Source organism: Cognatishimia activa (assembly GCF_017798205.1).
GTDB classification, from domain to species: Bacteria; Pseudomonadota; Alphaproteobacteria; order Rhodobacterales; family Rhodobacteraceae; genus Cognatishimia; species Cognatishimia activa_A.
In genome coordinates this window covers 1,074,544-1,095,222 of the sequence record NZ_CP060010.1, presented here as the reverse complement: position 1 = coordinate 1,095,222, position 20,679 = coordinate 1,074,544, and the positions used below count along the sequence as shown (strand labels likewise).

Here is a 20,679-nt window from a genome sequence, read left to right as displayed (position 1 = left end):
AGGCGCAGGTATGACAGACGCTGCATTTATCTATGAGGCCATCCGGACTCCGCGATCCAAGGGGAAAGCGGATGGATCCTTGAACGAAGTCAAACCGATCAATTTGGTCACGACACTGCTGGACGAAATGCAAAACCGTCTGGATCTGGATACGTCGCGCGTCGATGACATGGTGCTGGGCTGCGTGAGCCCAGTGAAAGAGCAGGGCGCGGTTCTGCCAAAGGTGGCTCTGCAAAAAGCCGGTTGGGATGAAAGCGTGCCCGGCGCTCAGGTGAACCGCTTTTGTGCATCCGGGTTGGATACGTTCAACACGGCGGCCGCACGGGTGGCGTCTGGTTGGGAAGACCTGATTATCGCGGGTGGCTATGAAAGCATGAGCCGCGTGCCAATGGGCTCGGACGGCGGGCCATTTTCCGAGGATCCAGAGACCGTCTTCGCGACGAACTTCGTGCCGCAAGGCATCGGCGCTGATCTGATCGCGACCGTGGACGGCTACAGCCGCGATGACGTGGACGAACTGGCGATGAACAGCCAAAAGAAGGCGGCTGCCGCGCAGGAGGCAGGGTATTTTGATCGCTCTGTTGTGCCGGTAAAGGACGAAAACGGTCTGGTCATTCTGGAGCGTGACGACTTCATTAAGCCAAACACCGATATGCAGATCCTTGGCGGGCTGCGTCCAAGTTTTGAGCAGATGGGCGCTTTTGGATATGACGCCGTGGCCTTGGCCAAATATGCCGACGTTGAAAAGATCAACCACGTTCATACGCCCGGCAACAGCTCTGGTATCGTGGATGGCGCGGCGATGGTGCTGGTGGGCAATGAGAAGGTTGGCAAGGATCTGGGCTTGACCCCACGGGGGCGTATTGTGTCCGTTGCAGTGACAGCGACAGAGCCGACCATCATGCTGACCGGTCCGGGTCCGGCCGCGCATAAAGCTTTGGCAAAAGCCGGTCTAACCCCAGAAGACATCGATCTGGTCGAGATCAACGAGGCCTTTGCTTCTGTGGTTCTGCGTCTTCAGAATGATCTCAAAGTTCCTGACGAGAAACTCAATGTCGTGGGCGGCGCGATTGCGATGGGGCACCCTCTGGGCGCGACCGGATCCTGCCTCGTTTCCACGATGCTCGACGAGCTTGAGCGCCGCAATGCAAAGCGCGCGTTAATCTGTATGTGCGTGGGTGGCGGCATGGGGATCGCCAGCATCATCGAACGCGTCTGAGGAGAGATAATGTCTGAATATACTTACGAAAAAGATGCGGACGGCATCGTCACGGTCACCTTTGACGCGCAGGATAAATCCGCCAACACAATGACCTTTGCCTGGCTTGATGCCATGGAAGAAATGATCGAGCGCCTGAAGGCCGAAGAAGGGTTGGCGGGGGTCGTTCTGGCCTCTGCCAAGAAAACCTTCTTCGCCGGAGGGGATCTGGATTTCATGCTGAATTCCAACCAGACCGCGCAGGAAATGTACGACTATGTCGAACGCAACAAAGCGCCGTTTCGCGCGATGGAAAAACTGCCGGTGCCTTTCGTGGCCGCCATCAATGGCGCGGCACTGGGCGGAGGATATGAGATCTGTCTGGCCTGTGATCACCGGATTGTCGTGGCAGACCCCAAAGCGGTTGTTGGCCTGCCCGAAGTGACCCTTGGCGTTCTGCCGGGTGCGGGCGGCGTGTGCCGCATGGTCGCAATGCTCGGCCTTGAGGCGGCACTGCCGCTGTTGGCCGAAGGCAAGCAGTTGCGTCCGGATGCGGCGCTGAAAGCGGGCATGGTGGATGCCATCGTTGAGGCGCAGGATCAGCTGATCCCGGTGGCCAAAGACTGGATCAAGGCGAACCCGAAAGCGGGCACCAAACCTTGGGACAAGAAGGGCTTTAAATACCCGGGAGGCGACGCGACTGCGCCAAATGTGCGCATGGCGGCGGCGATGGCTCCGACGATGCTCTATGGCAAAACGCGTGGCCTGATGCCGGCACCGGAAAAGATCGTCGATATCGCGGTAAACTCGATGCGCATGGGTTTTGACAGCGCGCTGCGCGCCGAAAGCCGTGGCTTGGTGGCGCTCTTGCGTTCACCCGAGGCAAAGGCTGCGATTAAGACGTTCTTCTTTGGCATGCAGGCCGTGAAATCCGGCAAGATCCGCCCAGAGGGTGCGCCGACCAAGTTCAAGAATGCTGCCGTTTTGGGCGCTGGCATGATGGGAGCGGGTATCGCCTGGGCGCAGGCCTATAAGGGGCTTGAGACCGTTCTGAAGGATGTCTCTGTCGAGAATGCCGAGAAGGGCAAAGCCTATTCCAACACGCTGGCGGATAAACGCATCAAGCGCAAACGCATGACGCAAGAGCGCAAAGACGGGTTGTTGGATCTGATCACGCCAACCGATAAGGACGCGGACTACAAAGGCGCGGATATTATCGTTGAGGCGGTCTTTGAGGACATCAACCTCAAGGAAAAGGTGATCAAAGAAAGTTTTGAGATGCTGGCGGATGACGGGATCTATGGCTCCAATACCTCGTCCTTGCCGATCAGCGTTCTGGCTGAATTCTGCCCGGATCCGAGCCGCTTTATCGGCCTGCATTTCTTCTCTCCGGTCGACAAAATGAAGATCGTCGAGATCATTTGCGGCAAGAAGACCAGTCAGGAAACGCTGCGCAAGGCTTATGACTATGTCGCGCAGATTGGGTATATGCCCATCGTTGTGAACGACAGTCGTGGCTTCTTTACCAGCCGTGTCTTCGCGACCTATCTGGACGAGGGTCTGGCCCTGATGCAGGACGGCGTGTCCCCCGTTGCGATTGAACGCGCGGGCTGGAAAGCGGGCATGCCTGTAGGCCCACTGGCCGTGCATGACGAGGTCTCGATGGAACTGACGCGCAAGGCCTGGGAGACCCATAAGGAACTTGACGAACGTCTGGGCGAGAATTCAGCCTTCGGCAAAGACAACGCGGCCACCCGTCATATCGGCCACGCGATGGTGGATCTGGGCCGTCGCGGTCGCAAGGACAGCGCAGGATTCTATGACTATCACGCGGATGGCACGAAAACCCTCTGGCCTGAATTGTCTCAGTTTGTGGTCGAGGACCGCGATGTCTCGATTGAAGATGCGGTGGATCGTCTGATCTATCGTCAGGTGATCGAGACCCTAAGATGCCTTGATGAAGGCGTCTTGAACACGGAAACCGAGGCCAATATCGGCTCGATTTTCGCCATCGGGTTCCCACCTCACACAGGCGGCGCGCTCCAGTTCATTCACGGCAAAACAAAAGACGTCTTCCTGGCACGTGCCGCTGAACTGGCAGAAAAATACGGAGCGCGTTTTGTGGTGCCAGAAGGCGCCATCGCCAAGATGTTTGATGCAGAGCAGAAGGCAGCCTAAACATGATGATCCCACGCGACCTTTACGAAGAAGAGCACGAGATCTTTCGCAACTCGGTTGTGAAATGGTGTGAGGAGCACATCGTTCCTCATGCCGAGCAATGGTTGGCCGATGGTCAGGTCAGCAAGGAGGTCTGGAAAGCGGCCGGAGAGGCCGGGTTCCTCGCCATGTATGCGGATGAGGCTTATGGCGGTCTGGGCGTGGATGATTTCCGCTATGACCAGATCCTGATGGAAGAGATCACCAAATATAGCTCGGGTCTATTCCTGCCGCTGCACAACCGCATCGTGGGGCCGTATTTCCAGAAATTCGGCACCAAGGAACAGAAAGATCGCCTGATGCCGGGGATCGTCTCTGGCGACAAGATCCTCGCGATTGCGATCACTGAACCTGGCACCGGGTCTGACATGGCAGGCATTCGCACACGTGCTGAGGACAAGGGCGATCATTGGGTTCTGAATGGCTCTAAGACATATATTTCTAACGGGTTGATTTCTGATGTGGTTCTGGTTGCGGCGCGCACCCATCCGGACAATCCGCACGCCATGGGGCTCTTTATCGTCGAAGCCGGTATGGAAGGGTTTCAGCGCGGGCGTAAGCTCAAGAAATTGGGCTTACATGCGCAGGACACGGCGGAGCTCTTCTTCGAGGATGTGAAGATCCCGAAAGAGAATGTCTTGGGCGACCCTTACAAAGGCTTCAAATACATGATGTCGGGCCTTGCCGAAGAACGCCTTGCAGGGGCTGCGGCCTTCATGGGTCGCGCCGAGCGCGCCTTTGAGGTGACGATGGACTATATCACCGAGCGCAAGGCTTTCGGTAAGCCCATCGGCACGTTTCAGAACAGCCGTTTCAAAATGGCCGAGATGCGTACAGAGCTGGACATGGGCTGGGTCTTTACCGACCACTGCACCAAGCTGCATCTGCAAGGCAAGCTGAGCGCTGAAGTGGCGGCTGAAGCAAAACTCAAGACGTCTGAAATTGAAGCCCGTGTGGTGGATGATTGTCTTCAACTGCACGGCGGTGCAGGCTTCATGGATGAATACGAGATCTCGCGGCTCTATGCGGATGCGCGGATCAGCCGGATTTATGCAGGCACCTCTGAGATCATGAAAGAGATCATCGGCCGTGGCCTTGGGCTGGATGATCGGGGTGCAGGCCGATGAGCGCACCGCTTGAGGGCATAAAAGTTGTCGAGTTCACAGGGATTGGTCCTGCACCCCTGGCAGGCCAATTGCTGGCGGATATGGGTGCGGATGTCATCACCATTGACCGCAAAAGCGCCAAGCCTGACCCCACCGATGTGAACCGGCGCGGCAAACGCTCTCTTGCGATTGATCTGAAGTCGACCGAAGGCAAGGCCGCTGTTCTGCGGCTTTTGAACAGCGCCGATGTGCTGATCGAAGGGTTCCGCCCTGGCGTCATGGAGAAGCTGGGTCTGGGCCCTCAGGACACGGGTGACCACCTGATCTATGGCCGCATGACAGGCTGGGGGCAGGACGGACCTGCGGCGCAGACTGCGGGCCATGATATGAACTATCTCGCGCTCACCGGGACGCTCAATATGTTCGGAGCGCCCGGGAAACCGCCACATTCGGCGCTGAACTACGTGGCAGACTACGGCGGCGGCTCGATGTTTCTGGTCTTCGGCATTCTGGCCGCTTTGATCGAGAAATCACGCTCTGGCAAAGGTCAGGTCGTTGATGCGGCCATGGTGGATGGCGTGGCCGCGATGGGTGGCTTGATCAATATGCTGATTGCCAAGGGCATGGCAGGCGAAACCCGAGGGCAGAATTTTCTGGACGGGTCGGCGCCGTTCTATCGCACCTATGAATGTGCAGACGGGCAATATGTTGCTGTCGGCTGCATCGAGCCTCAGTTCTTTGCAGAGTTCCTGCGGCTTGCGGGTCTGCCGCAAGAGGATGCCAAGAACCAGCAGAACCCCAAACATTGGCCGGATATGCACGCGCGCTTTGCCGCCCATTTCCAAACAAAATCACGAGATGAATGGACCGCGATCTTTGAGACCTCGGATGCTTGCGTGACGCCTGTATTGAAGTTGAGGGAGGCTTCAACGCATCCACATATGGCGGAGCGCGGCGTTTTTCAAACGATCGACGGCACCATTCACCCGGCACCCGCACCTCGGTTCAGCCGATCCGTCGCGCGGGTGCCTCAGTCTCCGGCGGGATCAGGGGAGGATTCCGTCGGAGTGTTGAGGGAATGCGGATTTGACTTGGCAGAGATTGAGCAGCTGCAAAAGAAAGGCATACTGACCTAAGCATCACCTGTGTCTCAGGCTTCAAAAGATCGCAGGCCGCGTGCCAAAGCGGAGGGTAAAACAACATGGAATTTGACTATGTCATCGTTGGCGGCGGTTCGGCAGGGGCAACTCTTGCGTCGCGCTTGTCCGAAGACCCAAAGGTCTCTGTTTGTTTGCTTGAAGCTGGGGGCGAAGGGAAATCCCTTTTCGTTCGGGTGCCGTCCTTGGTCATTGGTGCGGTGCATGGCGGGCGTTTGACTAATCTGAACTGGGGTTTTGAAACAGTGCCACAGCCTGGGCTGAACGGGCGTGTGGGCTATCAGCCGCGTGGCAAAGGGTTGGGCGGCAGTTCTGCGATCAACGCGATGATCTATATTCGCGGGAACCCTCGTGACTATGACAATTGGGCCGCAAATGGGTGCGATGGCTGGAGCTGGTCTGATGTGCTGCCCTATTTCAAGAAGTCCGAGCGGAATATGCGCGGTGCGGATGAATTGCACGGCTCTGACGGCCCGTTGCATGTTTCGGATTTGCCGACGCCCTATGCGATCAATGACGATTTCCTAGAGGCTTGCGAGGCGGTTCAGCTTCGGCGTACCCATGATTTCAATGGGCCCGAGCAACAGGGTGCCGGGATGTTTCAGGTCACCCAGTTCCACAACGAACGGCGCGGCCAACGCTGTTCCGCGGCGGCGGCCTATCTGCATCCCAATATGGAACGCAGCTCTCTGCATGTGATCACCAAGGCTCTTGCGCAAGAGTTGGTGATCGAGGACGATCGCGCGACGGGTGTGAAATATTACGAGGGCCGCCAGCTTAAGACGGTCTCGGCGCGCGCCGAAGTCATCGTCTGCGCTGGTGCGTTCCAGTCGCCTCAGCTTTTGATGGCCTCGGGCATTGGCCCGGCGGAGGATTTGAAAGCTCTGGGCATCGAAGTGAAAGCGGATCGCGCGCAGGTGGGTCAAAACCTGCAAGACCACGTCGACGTCACCATGGGCTATAAGGTCAATCGTCCGGATGTGATGGGGATTTCCCCGCAAACCGTATGGCGGTCTCTGCGCGACATCAGGACCTATCGGCGGCGCGGGCACGGGTTCTGGTCGTCCAATATCGCCGAATCTGGGGCGTTTTTCTCGGTTGAAAGCGAGGCGGATTGGCCGGATATCCAGCTGCATTTCGGTGTGGGGTGCATTCAGGATCACGGGCGCAAATTTCTACCGGGACATGGGATCTCGGTTCATGTCTGTATCTTGCGGCCCGAAAGCCGTGGCAGCGTGCGCTTGGCCTCCGCAGACATGCGCGACGCGCCTGTGATTGATCCGCGCTTCCTTGAGTCGGACGCCGATTTCCGCCGCCTGAAGGCCGGATTGAAAAAGACCCAAGAGATCATGAAAAGCGCGCCGATTGACAAGGCCGTCGTGAAAGAGCTGGTCTTCGGAGACATTACGGATGAGGCGAAGCTAGATCACGCGATCCGCGATTTGGCGGATACGGTTTATCACCCTGTGGGCACCTGCCGCATGGGTTCGGATGAGGATGCCGTTCTGGACACGAGGCTGCGGGTGCGCGGCGTTCAGGGGCTTCGCGTCGTGGATGCTTCGGTGATGCCAAATCTGATCAGCGGCAACACCAATGCGCCCACGATCATGATCGCAGAAAAAGCCGCCGATATGATCAAAGAGGACGCTCGGATCTAGGGGTGACCTGCACAGATGACGTTACGGGGAGTAAGTAACGAAACCATGCCAAAGCAGAACGATAAGATGACCACCGAAGAGGCCATGGCCCTGTTTGACAGCCTACCGCCCGCGACCGAAGAGCAAATGCTCGGGCGCTGGCATGGCGAGGGCGTGGATACGGATCACGATATGGATGGGATGCTGGAAAGCTCTTATTGGTATGGCAAGTCTTTTGAAGGCCCCGATGCGGTGCATCCTTTGGTACATAAGGTGCCTCTGTGGGGGAAAGTCTCGGTCAATCCGGCGCTCTTGCCGATCAAACTTTCGACCTATCTGCCGCTTCGGGATATTCTGGCGCCTGTCCTGTTTCCGATCCTTGTACCTCTGATCCGCACGAGTAAGCCCAAAGCGCGCCTGCGTACCATCAGTTTCCGCGGACGTCAGCATGCGGCCATGTGTTACGATGCAAAGCCCATCAATGATGTCTTCGCCTCGCTTGGGCCTGACTCTGTTTTGGGCTGGATGGATTTCAAAGGCATGGATCAACCTTATTTCTTTAAGCTGCACCGTGAGAAGATGAACTGACGGACCGATCAATGATTGCAGCGCCCTGCGAAGACAGGCAAAACCAAAGATGACAAAGATGGAACAGACTTAAAACGATGAACGCAGCAAGAGACAGACTGTATTCGGCGGCTTTGAAGATTTTCGCCGAGAAACGGAACAAAGGCGTTTCGGTGTCTGAACTTGCCCGCGAGGCGAATGTCGCGCGCAGCACCATCTATAATCTGATCCCAGATATGGACACGTTGTTTTCTGAGGTTGCCAATCAGGTGACTGAACAGTTCAACGAAAAGCTGATGGCTCTTTTGGACGGTGTAGAAGATCCAGCGATCCAATTGACCTATGCATTGGCTTTTCCGCTTGAAGAGTTTCACAACGACCCGCAGGTTGGCCGCTTCGTAACCGAGTTCGCTCTTCGCGAAAGTCAGCTTAAGAAATACTGGTTTGGTGTTCCTGAAAAGGCATTGATGACTGGGATTGAAAGTGGTCGCTTTGTGATTTCCAAGTCCGAAGTCACGGTGTTCCGGGCGCAGATGGCAGGCGGTCTTCTGAGCACGATGCTTTTGATCCAAGACGGCCAGGTCGGCTGGCGCGAGGCGGCGCATAATTTCGCGATGTTGCAATTGCGCGCGCTTGGGATGTCTGATGCCGAAGCCCGCACCATCACGGAACGGCTCTCTATGGCCCGTGAAAGCGAAAGCCTCTGAGCACGTTGATTGCCAGTGATCTGGAAACAATGCGCCGGGTGAGTGTCGATTAACGGTGGCTTTGCCCGTGCAATACACCGTTTTTCTGGAAAAGTTGATCCAGTCTTCAAAGTCTCTAGTGTCGTTTTGCGGTGGCAGGCGCGTAATTTTTTGAGGGAAACTCCGATGATCCAGAAATGGCTTGTACCTGTGATATGCGTGTTTGCCGTTGGCGCTTGTACGGATGCTGCCAATCAGGCGAGTTCAAGTAACGACCGTCCAGCCTCGGCGGAATTGGCGCGACTGGCTGCCCCGGGTCAGGATTTAAGCCGGATCAAGATTGACCCATCCAATGGCTGCTATCTCTATCGCTATCGCGGACCAATTGAGACGACCTATTTGCCGGTGCGCACTGCCAATGGCAATCCGATTTGCACTCGAGCGCAGAGTTAGCGAGCGTTCGCTCTTATATGTGGCAAAACAAAAAGGCCGCCGATCCAATTGGATCCGCGGCTTTTTCTTTGGGCTATGAATTTCGACCTAGCTACGGGCCGTGACAGTCGGATCAGGCGAATAAAAATGTGCCCGAACGCCGAGGTCTACATTTTCGTAGAGGTGGTTGATATGTGCCATCACCATGCGCACGCAGCCAGAGCTTGCCCTCAGGCCGATAGACCGAGGCGTCGGCGTACCATGAATACGCAGATAAGTGTCGCGATTGCCGCGATAGAGGTAGAGCGCGCGTGACCCCAACGGATTGTCTGGGCCACCGTTCATACCGCCAGCGTGCTGTTTATACTTGTGAGGCTCGCGTTTGATCATCGCAGCAGTTGGGGTCCAAACGGGCCACTTTGCCTTGCGCCGAATTGTGTAGACGCCCGGTGTGTAGAGATCTCCGCGGGCGATCGCGACGCCATAGCGCATCGCCGTGCCGTCGTTTCCGATGTGATAGAGATAGCGGGCCACCGCATCGACATGAATGTCTCCGGGCGAGAGCCCATCGTTCACCCGGACTTTTTGCGGCAGAAAGCGCGCGTGCAGGTCCCAGGGGTTGGTTTTGTAAGGATCGAAGTTTGCAGGAGTCACCTGTGCGTCCCATGCATCCCACATGGATCGGCGTGTCACAGGCGCAGCCATCACCGGCGCCGAAATAGGCGCGGAAAACAAAGCAGCGCTCGAGATCATAAATGTTCTGCGATTAAACATCTTTACAATAGCCTCATACACAGGCCCCAACCGCGCCCAACATCCTTTATTTAATAAAGTTATGGCTACTAAAATTCCCGTGATCCGCTGCAGAAGTGCCTTTGTGTTTTGATTGAGTGACACTTGAAAGCTCGGTTGTTTCCCTGCCGGATACAAAAAACGCGGACCTCGGCGAGAGGCCCGCGTTTTGAAGATAATGCAGTGTGGCGTGTTTACGCCGCGACGGGGCGGCTTCGCCAGAGTGCTCCGAAGAGGGCCAGGACGGTAAGCCAGTCCAGAGCGACAATGGTCAGGTAAATCCAAGTAGGAACTGACGGTGTTGTCCAGGCAGAGGAAAGCGCCACGAGGCTTCCGACCATCATCAAGAGGAAGACAACATAGGCCAGCCAGCGCCATCCCTGAAGCAGCCCGTAGGCAAAACCAAGGTAGACAATCCCCGCGGGCACGAGCACCAGCGCTCCGCTTGCGAAGCCACTGACAAACAGCGCCAAAAGATGGACGAGGCCGCTGAGAGCCACGAAGAGGGCACCGACACGATATGGACCTTTTGCATCAATCATTTTCTCAATTCCTTAGTTGTCGCTGTGGCAAGGGTATCCGGCGACGCCCCATGCCAAAATGTCATCTACATGTTCCTGCAGGCTATAGGGCGCGGGTTCGCGGCCTCCGCCCGGGTTCCAAGCCCAATGCAGGATCAAATCGTGATCCAGGTGGCTGGCCAGATCCAGATAGTCGCGGTCGCCGTTAAGTTCCGGGTCACGCAACTGGGTACAGATCTCGTCAGATGTCTTGCCGAACCAGTCGGCTTCTACAGGGGCCAGCTGCCAGTTCATGGCAACTTGCGGTGCCATATGCGGCGCGTCGTTGCCGTCCTCACGGTAGGCGTGGCAGGTCGAGCAAAGCAAGAACTCCGCACCGATCCGGCTTTCGCCAGCGCGGATGTTCATGCCGTGAACGCGGGTCTTGCCATAGGCAGGGCCCGACCACATGGGGCGATCACTTTCGCCCGTGTGGCAGTTGGCACAGCGTGGGTGGGACGCGACTTCGTAGACGCGATCCCAAGCCGCGAGGCCTTCTTCCAGGGTCACAGACGCAGGTGGATTGATCGTGACGTTTTCACCTTCTTCGCCAGCGGCGAAAGCAGATGTCGACAGGCAGAGCGCCAAAGCGATGCCAGAGATAAGTGACTTTGTCATAGCTGGCCTCACACGAAGTCTACGAATTTATTGAACGGCATTTCGCGCAGGCGTTGGCCTGTCGCCGCGAAGATTGCGTTGCCAAGTGCAGGCGCTGCCGGCGGGATCGGAGGTTCGCCGAACCCGCGGACTTTCTTCATATTCTCCAAGGCTTTGAAGTGGATTGTCGGACATTGCCAGATGCGCATGGCTTCGTGGTCGTAGTAGTTCTCTTGCTGCGCCACACCATCTGCGTAGGTGATTTCGCAGTTGATCGCGTGACCAAGGCCAAAGACCGTTCCGCCGGTGGCGAGGTTGTCGAGGTTGTTCGGATCGATCACGATGCCCACGTCAGCAGCCACCCAGACTTCGTCCAGCTTGATGCCATTTGGCGTGTTGGTGACCTGAACCACGGTTGCAACTGGAACGCCGAAGCTAAAGCCATAGGCAACGCCGCGACCCGTGTTTGGTCCGACCTTGTGGCCGTTCCAAGAGCACATCTCGGCGACGGTTTCTAAAACCTTCTCCGATTGGCCATGGCCCATCAAGCGGATGCGTTCTAGCATTGGATCCGCACCGGCGGCGTGGATGGTTTCATCCAGAAGCGTGTCATAGATGAACACGTTTGGAGCAGCACCCACAGAGCGCCAAGAGGAGGTCGGTGCAAGATTGTCGACCCGGAACGAGCGCACCCGGTTGTTGTTCAGGTTCAGCATCGGATAGTCCCATGCGCCTTCGTGCAACTGGGTGTCTGCCATTGGCAGACTCATGCCCATGCGTCCCATCTGAGACGCCAGAACCGAGGCCCCACAAATATCGACATTCATCGAGGTGACTTTACCGTCTTTGTGTTTGCCGATACCGCGCCCGATTGTGATGTGGCGTGGGAAGTCCTGCACGAAGTCTTCTTCGCGGGAATAGGTCAGTTTGACTGGTGTGCCTTTGAGTTTGGTCGCGATCTCTGCGGCCTGACGGATGTAGTCAAACTCGAGCCGGTGACCAAAGCTGCCGCCGATGAACATATTGTGCAGATGCACATCTTCAACGTCGATTCCGCTGATTTCGGCGACCACGGTTTCAACCATTTGCTGAACTTGGTGACCTGTCCAGATGTCCACACGATCGTCGGTCACGAGGATCGTTGCTGTCAGAGGCTCCAGCGGTGCGTGGGCTACATAAGGAGAGCGATAGTCGCCTTTGACCTCAGTACCTTCGGCGGTCTCAACATCGCCAACTTCACGCGCTTCTGCGTTCAGATGCTCTTCTTTACCGATGGCCTCTTCCAGAACGGCCCAATGTTCGGCTTGCTCTAGAGGGTAGTTCGGCTTTTCCCACTCAAAGGAAATCGTGTTCGCCGCTTTGATCGCGCGCCAGGTGTTATTCGCAATGACGGCGACACCGTTGGTGATTTCAAAGACATCCTGAATGCCGCGCATCTGACGGGCCTCGGCCGCGTCGAAGGACTTCATCGCTGCGCCCTTGTTCGGGTTTGTCTTAACCGTCGCATGCACCATGTTCTCGATTTCGAAATCGATGCCATACTCCAGCGTGCCGGTACATTTTGGCAGCATGTCCGTCCGGCCATGGGATTTGCCGAGGATGCGCCATTCAGAAGGCTGACGGAGTTCGACAAACCGAACGGGTTCGATTTCGGCGGCGGTGCCGGCCAGCGAGGTGTAGCTCAGCTCGGAGCCGTCGGGCAGGATCACCGCACCCTTGGCTGTTTTCAGCTGATCCACCGGCACGCCTGAGACTTGTGATGCCGCCAGTTTCAGCGTCTCGCGCGCGGTTGCGCCTGCGTTGCGCAGTTTGTCGAAAACGTCTGGCATGGCCGAAGAGCCGCCAGTCGTCATCATCGGCAATGCTGCACGCATCGCGCCGTTTACGAAACCCCGCATGCGTTCTGCCGAGTCGCTGTAGTCATAGAGCGGGAAACCCGCCATGGCGTCAGCAATGCCCTCATTGGCGTAAGCTGGGCTTGGAACGCCAAAACTGATCTCGACTTGATCCAGTTCAACGTCGAGTTCCTCTGCAATCAAAGAAGCCTGCGTGGATTGAACACCCTGACCTTTGTCCGCATGGGTTGCGATCAGAGTGATCTTGTCTGAATCGATGACTACCCAAGGATTAAAGGTGGCGGACCCGCTCGCAAGGTCTTCTTCGTTCGGGTTTTCAAAGGGCGCGAAGGCGCGATAGGTCCCGAAAGCAACTGCGCCGCCGACGGCGACAGATCCAACCAGAAAGCTACGACGTGTGATTGTACGGAGACGACCCATAATTATGCCTCCCGGATTTTCGCGGCGGCGCTGTGAACAGCGGCGCGGATGCGTGGATAGGTGCCACAGCGGCAGAGGTTGCCGCCCATGACGATGTCGATTTCTTCATCACTTGGCGCATCGTTCATGTCTAGCAGCGCAGCGGCCTGCATGATCTGGCCTGACTGACAATACCCACATTGCGCGACCTGATTCTCGACCCAAGCTTCTTGTACGGCATGTAGTGAGGCAGGCGTTCCCAGCCCTTCGATAGTTGTGATGTCTGCGCCATCGGCAGAGGCTGCAGCGACCTGACAGCTCCGGACAGCAACGCCGTCCATATGCACGGTGCAGGCTCCGCATTGTGCAACGCCGCAGCCGTATTTTGTTCCAGTTAAACCAAGTTCATCGCGAAGAACCCAGAGCAGTGGCATGTCGTCTTCGACGTCCACTTCGTGGGAGGTACCGTTGATCGTAAGTTGCATGCTAGCCTCTTTATATGCTGGCTGAGGATGTCCATGAAAGTTTGGACATTTAATGTATTTTTGTAAATTGACGGATTCCCAATGAAATGTCAAACCCAGGTTATGAACAAAAGAGAACTCAGCATCCTTGACGCCGCTCAGACGGTTTTTGCGAAATATGGGGTTTCAAAGACCACCATGGGTGACATCGCAGAGGCAGCGGGTGTGGCCCGGCAAACGGTGTATAATGCCTTTGCAACAAAAAATGATATTCTGCGCGCAACGGTGAGGCTTGAAACTGAGAAAACTATCGCCGAAGTCCGCGCGGCTTGGGAGAAATCTGCATCGCTGGAAGAGCGCATCGACATCTTTCACGAGGTTGGGCCTTTGCGGTGGTATGAAATTGTTCAAACATACCCAGACATCGCCGAGCTTTTAGAAGGCCTGCATCACATCGCGGCCGAAGAGATGCAGAAGGGCCAACTGGCCTGGGAAAACATGTTCATCGAAATGTTCGAGCAGCAGGGTGTAGAAAGCGTCGATCCGGATTTGTCGCATCAGGATCTCGCGGATTTCCTGTTTTATTCGGGGAAAACAGCCAAATACGGGGCAGAGTCCTCAGACCATATGCGAAAGAGGCTTCGGGCCTGCAAGATCGCCTTTTTGAATTTGGTCAAACGCTGAACGTGGTGCAGGTTTCGTTGGTGAAGCACCAACCATTTCCGCACTAGGAAATCACCCGCAATTCGTGCCAATAGAGGATCACGAACTGTAATGAGGTGGATGGGCCAAGCCATCCAGGACATCTATGTCTGATCCAAAGACCGGCTCTGTTGAGGGCATTGCGAAACAGGCGCTTCGAAAAGAGGCGGACGCGCTTTATCTAATGGCCGAGGAACTGCCGCCGGATTTTGTGCCGGCTGTTGAGCGGATTTTGGAAATCGATGGACGTGTTGTCGTGTCTGGCGTCGGGAAATCCGGCCATATCGGGCGCAAGATCGCGGCGACATTGGCAAGCACCGGGACGCCTTCCTATTTCGTGCATGGGTCCGAGGCGAGCCATGGCGATCTGGGCATGGTGACCTCGCATGACATTTGCATTCTGATTTCGAATTCTGGCGAGACCGCCGAGTTGCGAGATATCACGCTTTATACCCGCCGCTTTAATATTCCGCTGATTGCGATTTCGTCTAATCCTGACAGTGTTTTGATGCAGGCGGCAGACTACAAACTGGCATTGCCAAAAGCGCCCGAGGTCTGCGCGATCGGCAAGGCTCCGACCACGTCAACAACGCTGACGCTCGCGCTGGGCGATGCTTTGTCGGTGGCGGTGATGGAGAAACGTGGGTTTGATGCTGATCAGTTTCAGGTGTTTCACCCAGGCGGTAAACTCGGCAGCCAAATGAGCCGCGTTGCGGATCTGATGCATGGTGTGGATCAACTGCCGGTCGTGGCGCCGGATGACCCTATGTCTGAGGTGTTGCTGACGATGACATCCGGCGGGTTCGGCGTGGCCTTTGTTGTGGCCGACGGCAAGCTCGAAGGTGTCATTACAGATGGGGACCTTCGTCGCAATATGGACAGCCTGCTTGGCAAATCTGCGCGTGAGATCGCCAATACGGATCCAACCAAAATAGAGCCTGACATGCTGGCCGCCAAAGCGCTTGCAATTGTGAACGAACGCAAGATTACCGCTTTGCCTGTGGTGGATGCCTCGGGTGCGCCGGTTGGTATTTTGCATGTCCATGATTTGCTGCGCGCTGGCGTGGCCTAGAGGATTTGAGCATGAAGACAGTTATCCTGATCCCTGCACGCTATGCGTCCTCTCGCTATCCCGGCAAGCCCTTGGCGGAGCTTACCCAAAAGGACGGCACCAAGAAGTCCCTGATCCAAATGAGTTGGGAGGCAGCGATTGGCGTTGCTGGCGTGGATGCTGTCTATGTGGCAACCGATGACGACCGCATCAAAGACGCCGCCGAGGCCTTTGGGGCCGAGGTAATTATAACCTCAGAATCCTGTGAGAATGGCACGGCGCGCTGCGCGGATGCTTTGGCTAAAGCGGGGCTGGATGCGGATTTGATCGTGAACCTGCAAGGCGATGCGCCTTTGACACCTGCTTGGTTTGTCGAGGATCTCATCGCGGCAATGAAATCTGACCCAGAGGCTCAGGTCGCGACACCTGTTTCGCAATGCGATGCGCTGACCTATGGCCACTTTGTCGAGGATCGCAAAGCCGGCCGCGTCGGAGGCACGACGGCGGTGTTCAACGCCAAAGGCCATGCGATCTATTTCTCGAAAGAGGTCTTGCCCTTTATCGATCCGGACAAGGTGCCTGACACCGACATTCCGGTTTATCACCACGTGGGCGTCTATGCTTATCGCCCCGAAGCCTTGGCGGCCTATTCCTCTTGGCCCGTGAGCCAGTTGGAAACCCTAGAAGGACTCGAGCAGTTGCGGTTCCTTTATAATGGCACCACGGTGCGCTGCGTCGAAGTCGACGGCAAAGGGCGTGTATTCTGGGAGTTGAACAACCCCGAAGATGTCCCTCGCATCGAAAGCGTTCTACGCGATCTGCAGTAGGGCGGGCTTCAGCCCGCCACACCGATTACCCCGCCGCCGCCGCAATCACAGAGTCGGCGCGATCTGTTTCAGATAGCCCGCCAGATCATCACGCAACTCTAGCCGATCCAAAGCAAACGCCACGGTTGCCTGCAAAAACCCAGCCTTAGAGCCACAATCAAACCGCGTGCCTTCAAAGCAAAAGCCGGTCACTGGGCGCGGGCTGGCGATCTCTGCAGCAATTGCGTCGGTCAGTTGGATCTCACCGCCAGCGCCTTTGCCTACATTGTCCAATTGGCCCATGATTTCCGGCGCAAGGATATAGCGACCGATCACGGCGAGATTGGAGGGTTCTGTCCCCTTTGGCGGTTTTTCAACCATGGATTTCACAGGCAACACCGGCCCTTTGGCGTCTTTCTCCACATCCAGAATACCGAAGGACGAGGTCTGCTCGCCAGGAACTTCCATCGCGGCCACCATATTGCCTCCGACGTCGGCATAGGCCTCGACCATCTGCTGAAGACATGGCTTTTCCGCGGCGATCACATCGTCGGGAAGCATAACGGCGACCGGTTCGTTTCCGATCAGGCGGCGCGCGCACCAGACCGCATGACCAAGGCCAAGGGCCTTGTGCTGACGCAGATAGGCAATCTGGCCGGAGCCCATGTTTGTCTGTTCTAGAATGTCCAAGAGATCGGTTTTGCCCTTGGCCTCAAGCTCAGCTTCAAGGTTCGGCGCGCGGTCAAAATAATCCTCAAGCGCGTCCTTGCCGCGCGAGGTGACAAAGATGAAATCCTCAATCCCTGCCGCCCGGGCCTCATCAATCGCATATTGCACCAAAGGGCGATCCACTAGAGTCATGATTTCCTTGGGAACGGACTTGGTTGCGGGCAAAAACCGAGTGCCCAAACCCGCCACGGGAAAAATGGCTTTGGTGACTTTATTCTTCATCCTACTGTTCACTCTTACGATAAGCTTTGCCTGTTGTTTTTTGGGTATATCAAGGATTGGGCCAAAACCAGTATGAAGTCGTGGAGAATTTGTGGCGGTTTTCCCCACTCGAATGGTTTGGAACGTAACGTAGCGAACCTTAAGACGCCACGTCGATACGGTTGAGAATTGCGCTTTTGGGGTTACGCTGCGGCTGCAAAATGGAGGAAAATATATGGATGCGCGCATTGTAGGCTGGGGTCACACTAAATTCGGTCGTCTCGAAGACTCGACCTTAGAAGACATGATCGTCGACGTCACCAAAGAGGCCGTGGCCCATGCGGGTGTCGACTATGCAGACATTGACGGCATTTGGTTGGGTAATTTCAACGCCGGTCTGGTTCCTGATGGTTTTGCATCCTCACTCGCGCTGCATGCCGATGAAGCAATGCGCTTTACACCGGCTACGCGGGTTGAGAACGCCTGTGCTTCGGGAGCAGCGGCGCTCTATTCTGCGCGCGCGGCCATTCAGGCGGGTCAAGCGAAAGTCGCACTTGTGATCGGTGCCGAGAAAATGACCTCGCAGACGACCGAGGGTGTCACCGAAGCTCTGGGCAGTGCCTCCTATCAAAAAGAAGAGGCGGGGACGTCTTTCCCTCAGATCTTTGCCCGTTTTGCCCAGGCCTATTTCCAAGAATATGGTGACCAATCCGCCACGCTTGCGCGTATCGCTGCGAAAAACCATGCGAATGCTCTGAACAATCCCCTGGCGCATCTGCGCAAAGATGTGGGCTTTGAGGCCTGCAATACTGTGTCCGATCGCAATCCAATCATTGCGGCTCCTTTGCGCATGACGGATTGTTCCCTGATTTCCGATGGTGCAGCTGCGATCATCCTCGCGGCCGATGATGTGGCCGAAGACATGGCCCATAACATTGGGTTCCGCGCTGCGACTCATATTAATGACTATCTGCCCATGTCACGGCGTGATGTTCTGGCCTTTGAAGGTCCGTCCAAAGCGATCCATACGTCTCTAGGCGCGGCGGGTGTCACGCTGGATGATATTAGTTTTGCCGAAGTCCATGATTGCTTCACGATCGCCGAGTTGTTGATTTATGAAGCAATGGGTCTGGCTCCGAAAGGGCAGGGCGCGCGTGCCATTAACGAGGGCATGGTTCTGCCGGACGGGAAACTTCCAGTGAATGTGTCTGGTGGCCTGAAAGCCAAAGGGCATCCTGTGGGCGCGACCGGAGTGTCGATGCATGTGCTGGCGGCGCAACAGCTTTCCGGCGCGGCGGGTGATATGCAATTGTCGCACGCTAATCTGGGAATGGTGTTCAATATGGGCGGATCTGGCGTCGCGAACTTCTGCTCGATTCTTGAGAATCGCGCGTAAAGGGCACCGAATAGGCGCGCCGTGCGCATTGATTCCACGCGGCGCGCGATTTTTTGGCAAGAATTGCTCCGGAAATTGAAGATTTCCTAAACATTGGCAGCCCGGCTGACCTATCGGCGCCCTCAAAACTGGCAAACATCAGCGATAAGCCAGAAATTTGTCAGATTTCTAAAAAAACCTCTTGCGCCCTCTGCGCCTTATACGTAGAACGCCCCTCACCGGAGCGGCGGCGACGCGGTTCTGGACAAATTCTTGAGGTTGGTGAGGCGGGGCGCGCCGGAAGTTAGGGCGCATCTGGTCTTGTTTGTCTCTTCGGTTGGTTTTTGGCTGGCCACGTTTTTTGACATTGTGATGATATCGAAGAGATATGCGGGCGGTTTGGTTTGTAATCGACAGACGGACTTCTGTATATCTGGTTCCTAGGGCTTCGGCTCGATGATGGAATTAACAGCTTCACTGTTTGTCGGACTTTTTGTTTCTTTGGAAACTGAAGTACACAAACAGTTTATTCCAACTTTTCCTGCCGGGAAGGTTGGATTGCCATTCCTCTTGTGACGAGGGGAATGTCAGTGATGTGCAGAGGTTCAGACGTTAAGGATACGATGGTAACATCGTTTCAACTTGAGAGTTTGATCCTGGCTCAGAACGAACGCTGGCGGCAGGCCTAACACATGCAAGTCGAGCGCCCTTTTCGGAGGGAGCGGCGGACGGGTTAGTAACGCGTGGGAACGTGCCCAGATCTAAGGAATAGCCACTGGAAACGGTGAGTAATACCGTATACGCCCTTCGGGGGAAAGATTTATCGGAGTAGGATGGGCCCGCGTTGGATTAGATAGTTGGTGGGGTAACGGCCTACCAAGTCTACGATCTATAGCTGGTTTTAGAGGATGATCAGCAACACTGGGACTGAGACACGGCCCAGACTCCTACGGGAGGCAGCAGTGGGGAATATTGGACAATGGGCGCAAGCCTGATCCAGCCATGCCGCGTGAGTGATGAAGGCCCTAGGGTTGTAAAGCTCTTTCAACGGTGAAGATAATGACGGTAACCGGTAAAGAAGCCCCGGCTAACTTCGTGCCAGCAGCCGCGGTAATACGAAGGGGGCTAGCGTTGTTCGGAATTACTGGGCGTAAAGCGCACGTAGGCGGATTAGAAAGTTAGGGGTGAAATCCCAGGGCTCAACCCTGGAACTGCCTCTAAAACTCCTAATCTTGAGTTCGAGAGAGGTGAGTGGAATTCCGAGTGTAGAGGTGAAATTCGTAGATATTCGGAGGAACACCAGTGGCGAAGGCGGCTCACTGGCTCGATACTGACGCTGAGGTGCGAAAGCGTGGGGAGCAAACAGGATTAGATACCCTGGTAGTCCACGCCGTAAACGATGAGATGCCAGTTGTCGGGTCAGCATGCTATTCGGTGACAGCACCTAACGATTAAGCATCTCCGCCTGGGGAGTACGGTCGCAAGATTAAAACTCAAAGGAATTGATGGGGGCCCGCACAAGCGGTGGAGCATGGTTTAATTCGAAGCAACGCGCAGAACCTTACTGCCAACCCTTGACATCCTGTGCTAACTCCAGAGATGGAGTGTTCTTCAATGGATCGCAGCGACAGGTGCTGCATGGCAGTACGTCAGCCCATGCCGTGAGATGTTACTGGTTAACCCGCAACGAGCGCAACTCCACATCTTTAGTTGCCAGCAGTTCGGCTGGGCACTCTAGAGAAACTGCCCGTGATAAGCGGGAGGAAGGTGTGGATGACGTCAAGTCCTCATGGCCCTTACGGGTTGGGCTACACACGTGCTACAATGGTAGTGACAGTGAGTTAATCTCCAAAAGCTATCTCAGTTCGGATTGGGGTCTGCAACTCGACCCCATGAAGTCGGAATCGCTAGTAATCGCGTAACAGCATGACGCGGTGAATACGTTCCGCGCCTTGTACACACCGCCCGTCACACCATGGGAGTTGGTTCTACCCGACGGCCGTGCGCTAACCTTTTGGAGGCAGCGGACCACGGTAGGATCAGCGACTGGGGTGAAGTCGTAACAAGGTAGCCGTAGGGGAACCTGCGGCTGGATCACCTCCTTTCTAAGGATGTTCCTAGAACATTGACTTGGTCCAACGTCGTGG

At 56.0% G+C, this 20,679-nt stretch carries 18 protein-coding genes and 1 rRNA gene; 13 read left to right on the top strand and 6 right to left on the bottom strand.

Annotated features, from left to right (window positions below; translation table 11 throughout):
• The first annotated feature begins 10 nt into the window (after nt 1-10).
• The 8 genes from HZ995_RS05295 (at nt 11) to HZ995_RS05260 (ending at nt 9,021) form a co-directional block, all read left to right on the top strand.
• A complete protein-coding gene (locus HZ995_RS05295; protein WP_209357623.1) occupies nt 11-1,219 on the top strand; it encodes an acetyl-CoA C-acetyltransferase in 1,209 nt (402 codons plus the stop codon).
• Between the two features lie 9 nt (nt 1,220-1,228).
• Entirely contained in the window at nt 1,229-3,376 is a 2,148-nt protein-coding gene (locus tag HZ995_RS05290; RefSeq protein WP_209357622.1) for a 3-hydroxyacyl-CoA dehydrogenase NAD-binding domain-containing protein, read from the top strand.
• Between the two features lie 2 nt (nt 3,377-3,378).
• Nucleotides 3,379-4,542, top strand: coding sequence for an acyl-CoA dehydrogenase family protein (locus HZ995_RS05285; RefSeq protein WP_245168760.1), 1,164 nt, complete (start codon nt 3,379-3,381; stop codon nt 4,540-4,542).
• The gene (locus HZ995_RS05280) at nt 4,539-5,657 is read left to right on the top strand and encodes a CaiB/BaiF CoA transferase family protein (RefSeq protein ID WP_209357621.1); all 1,119 of its coding nucleotides are present in this window, start codon (nt 4,539-4,541) and stop codon (nt 5,655-5,657) included. Before HZ995_RS05285 ends, HZ995_RS05280 begins: the two co-directional genes overlap by 4 nt.
• A 65-nt stretch (nt 5,658-5,722) precedes the next feature.
• Nucleotides 5,723-7,336, top strand: a complete 1,614-nt coding sequence (locus HZ995_RS05275) for a GMC family oxidoreductase (RefSeq protein ID WP_209357620.1) — start codon at nt 5,723-5,725, stop codon at nt 7,334-7,336.
• A 45-nt stretch (nt 7,337-7,381) separates the two neighbouring features.
• A complete protein-coding gene (locus HZ995_RS05270) occupies nt 7,382-7,903 on the top strand; it encodes a GXWXG domain-containing protein (protein ID WP_209357619.1) in 522 nt (173 codons plus the stop codon).
• Nucleotides 7,904-7,980: 77 nt separating this feature from the next.
• Nucleotides 7,981-8,589 (top strand): TetR/AcrR family transcriptional regulator, encoded by a 609-nt coding sequence (locus HZ995_RS05265; protein WP_209357618.1) that lies wholly within the window; start codon nt 7,981-7,983, stop codon nt 8,587-8,589.
• Nucleotides 8,590-8,754: 165 nt separating this feature from the next.
• Nucleotides 8,755-9,021, top strand: a complete 267-nt coding sequence (locus tag HZ995_RS05260) for a hypothetical protein (RefSeq protein ID WP_209357617.1) — start codon at nt 8,755-8,757, stop codon at nt 9,019-9,021.
• 87 nt (nt 9,022-9,108) lie between these two features.
• Here HZ995_RS05260 and HZ995_RS05255 read toward each other — a convergent pair whose 3' ends face one another.
• The 5 genes from HZ995_RS05255 to HZ995_RS05235 form a co-directional block, all read right to left on the bottom strand.
• Nucleotides 9,109-9,774 carry a L,D-transpeptidase gene (locus HZ995_RS05255; protein ID WP_209357616.1) on the bottom strand — a complete coding sequence of 222 codons (666 nt, stop codon included), beginning with the start codon at nt 9,772-9,774 and terminating at the stop codon, nt 9,109-9,111.
• A 212-nt stretch (nt 9,775-9,986) separates the two neighbouring features.
• Nucleotides 9,987-10,334, bottom strand: a complete 348-nt coding sequence (locus HZ995_RS05250) for a hypothetical protein (RefSeq protein ID WP_209357615.1) — start codon at nt 10,332-10,334, stop codon at nt 9,987-9,989.
• Between the two features lie 12 nt (nt 10,335-10,346).
• Nucleotides 10,347-10,970 carry a hypothetical protein gene (locus tag HZ995_RS05245; RefSeq protein ID WP_209357614.1) on the bottom strand — a complete coding sequence of 208 codons (624 nt, stop codon included), beginning with the start codon at nt 10,968-10,970 and terminating at the stop codon, nt 10,347-10,349.
• Between the two features lie 8 nt (nt 10,971-10,978).
• Nucleotides 10,979-13,225, bottom strand: coding sequence for a xanthine dehydrogenase family protein molybdopterin-binding subunit (locus HZ995_RS05240; protein WP_209357613.1), 2,247 nt, complete (start codon nt 13,223-13,225; stop codon nt 10,979-10,981).
• 2 nt (nt 13,226-13,227) lie between these two features.
• Complete coding sequence (locus tag HZ995_RS05235) at nt 13,228-13,689, bottom strand: (2Fe-2S)-binding protein (RefSeq protein ID WP_209357612.1); 462 nt, start codon at nt 13,687-13,689, stop codon at nt 13,228-13,230.
• An 81-nt stretch (nt 13,690-13,770) separates the two neighbouring features.
• Between HZ995_RS05235 and HZ995_RS05230 the strand changes: the two genes are divergently transcribed.
• The 3 genes from HZ995_RS05230 (at nt 13,771) to HZ995_RS05220 (ending at nt 16,248) form a co-directional block, all read left to right on the top strand.
• Nucleotides 13,771-14,352, top strand: coding sequence for a TetR/AcrR family transcriptional regulator (locus tag HZ995_RS05230; RefSeq protein WP_209357611.1), 582 nt, complete (start codon nt 13,771-13,773; stop codon nt 14,350-14,352).
• 124 nt (nt 14,353-14,476) lie between these two features.
• A complete protein-coding gene (locus HZ995_RS05225; protein WP_209357610.1) occupies nt 14,477-15,442 on the top strand; it encodes a KpsF/GutQ family sugar-phosphate isomerase in 966 nt (321 codons plus the stop codon).
• Nucleotides 15,443-15,453: 11 nt separating this feature from the next.
• A complete protein-coding gene (locus HZ995_RS05220) occupies nt 15,454-16,248 on the top strand; it encodes a 3-deoxy-manno-octulosonate cytidylyltransferase (protein WP_209357609.1) in 795 nt (264 codons plus the stop codon).
• A gap of 45 nt (nt 16,249-16,293) precedes the next feature.
• On the opposite strand, the gene HZ995_RS05215 is transcribed toward HZ995_RS05220, so the two are convergent.
• Nucleotides 16,294-17,178, bottom strand: a complete 885-nt coding sequence (locus HZ995_RS05215) for a UTP--glucose-1-phosphate uridylyltransferase (RefSeq protein ID WP_209357608.1) — start codon at nt 17,176-17,178, stop codon at nt 16,294-16,296.
• Between the two features lie 214 nt (nt 17,179-17,392).
• Here HZ995_RS05215 and HZ995_RS05210 point away from each other — a divergent pair, with 214 nt between their 5' ends.
• Both HZ995_RS05210 and HZ995_RS05205 read left to right on the top strand, forming a co-directional pair.
• The gene (locus HZ995_RS05210) at nt 17,393-18,553 is read left to right on the top strand and encodes an acetyl-CoA acetyltransferase (RefSeq protein ID WP_209357607.1); all 1,161 of its coding nucleotides are present in this window, start codon (nt 17,393-17,395) and stop codon (nt 18,551-18,553) included.
• Nucleotides 18,554-19,170: 617 nt separating this feature from the next.
• Nucleotides 19,171-20,637 (top strand): 16S ribosomal RNA (locus HZ995_RS05205).
• Nucleotides 20,638-20,679 lie beyond the last annotated feature (42 nt).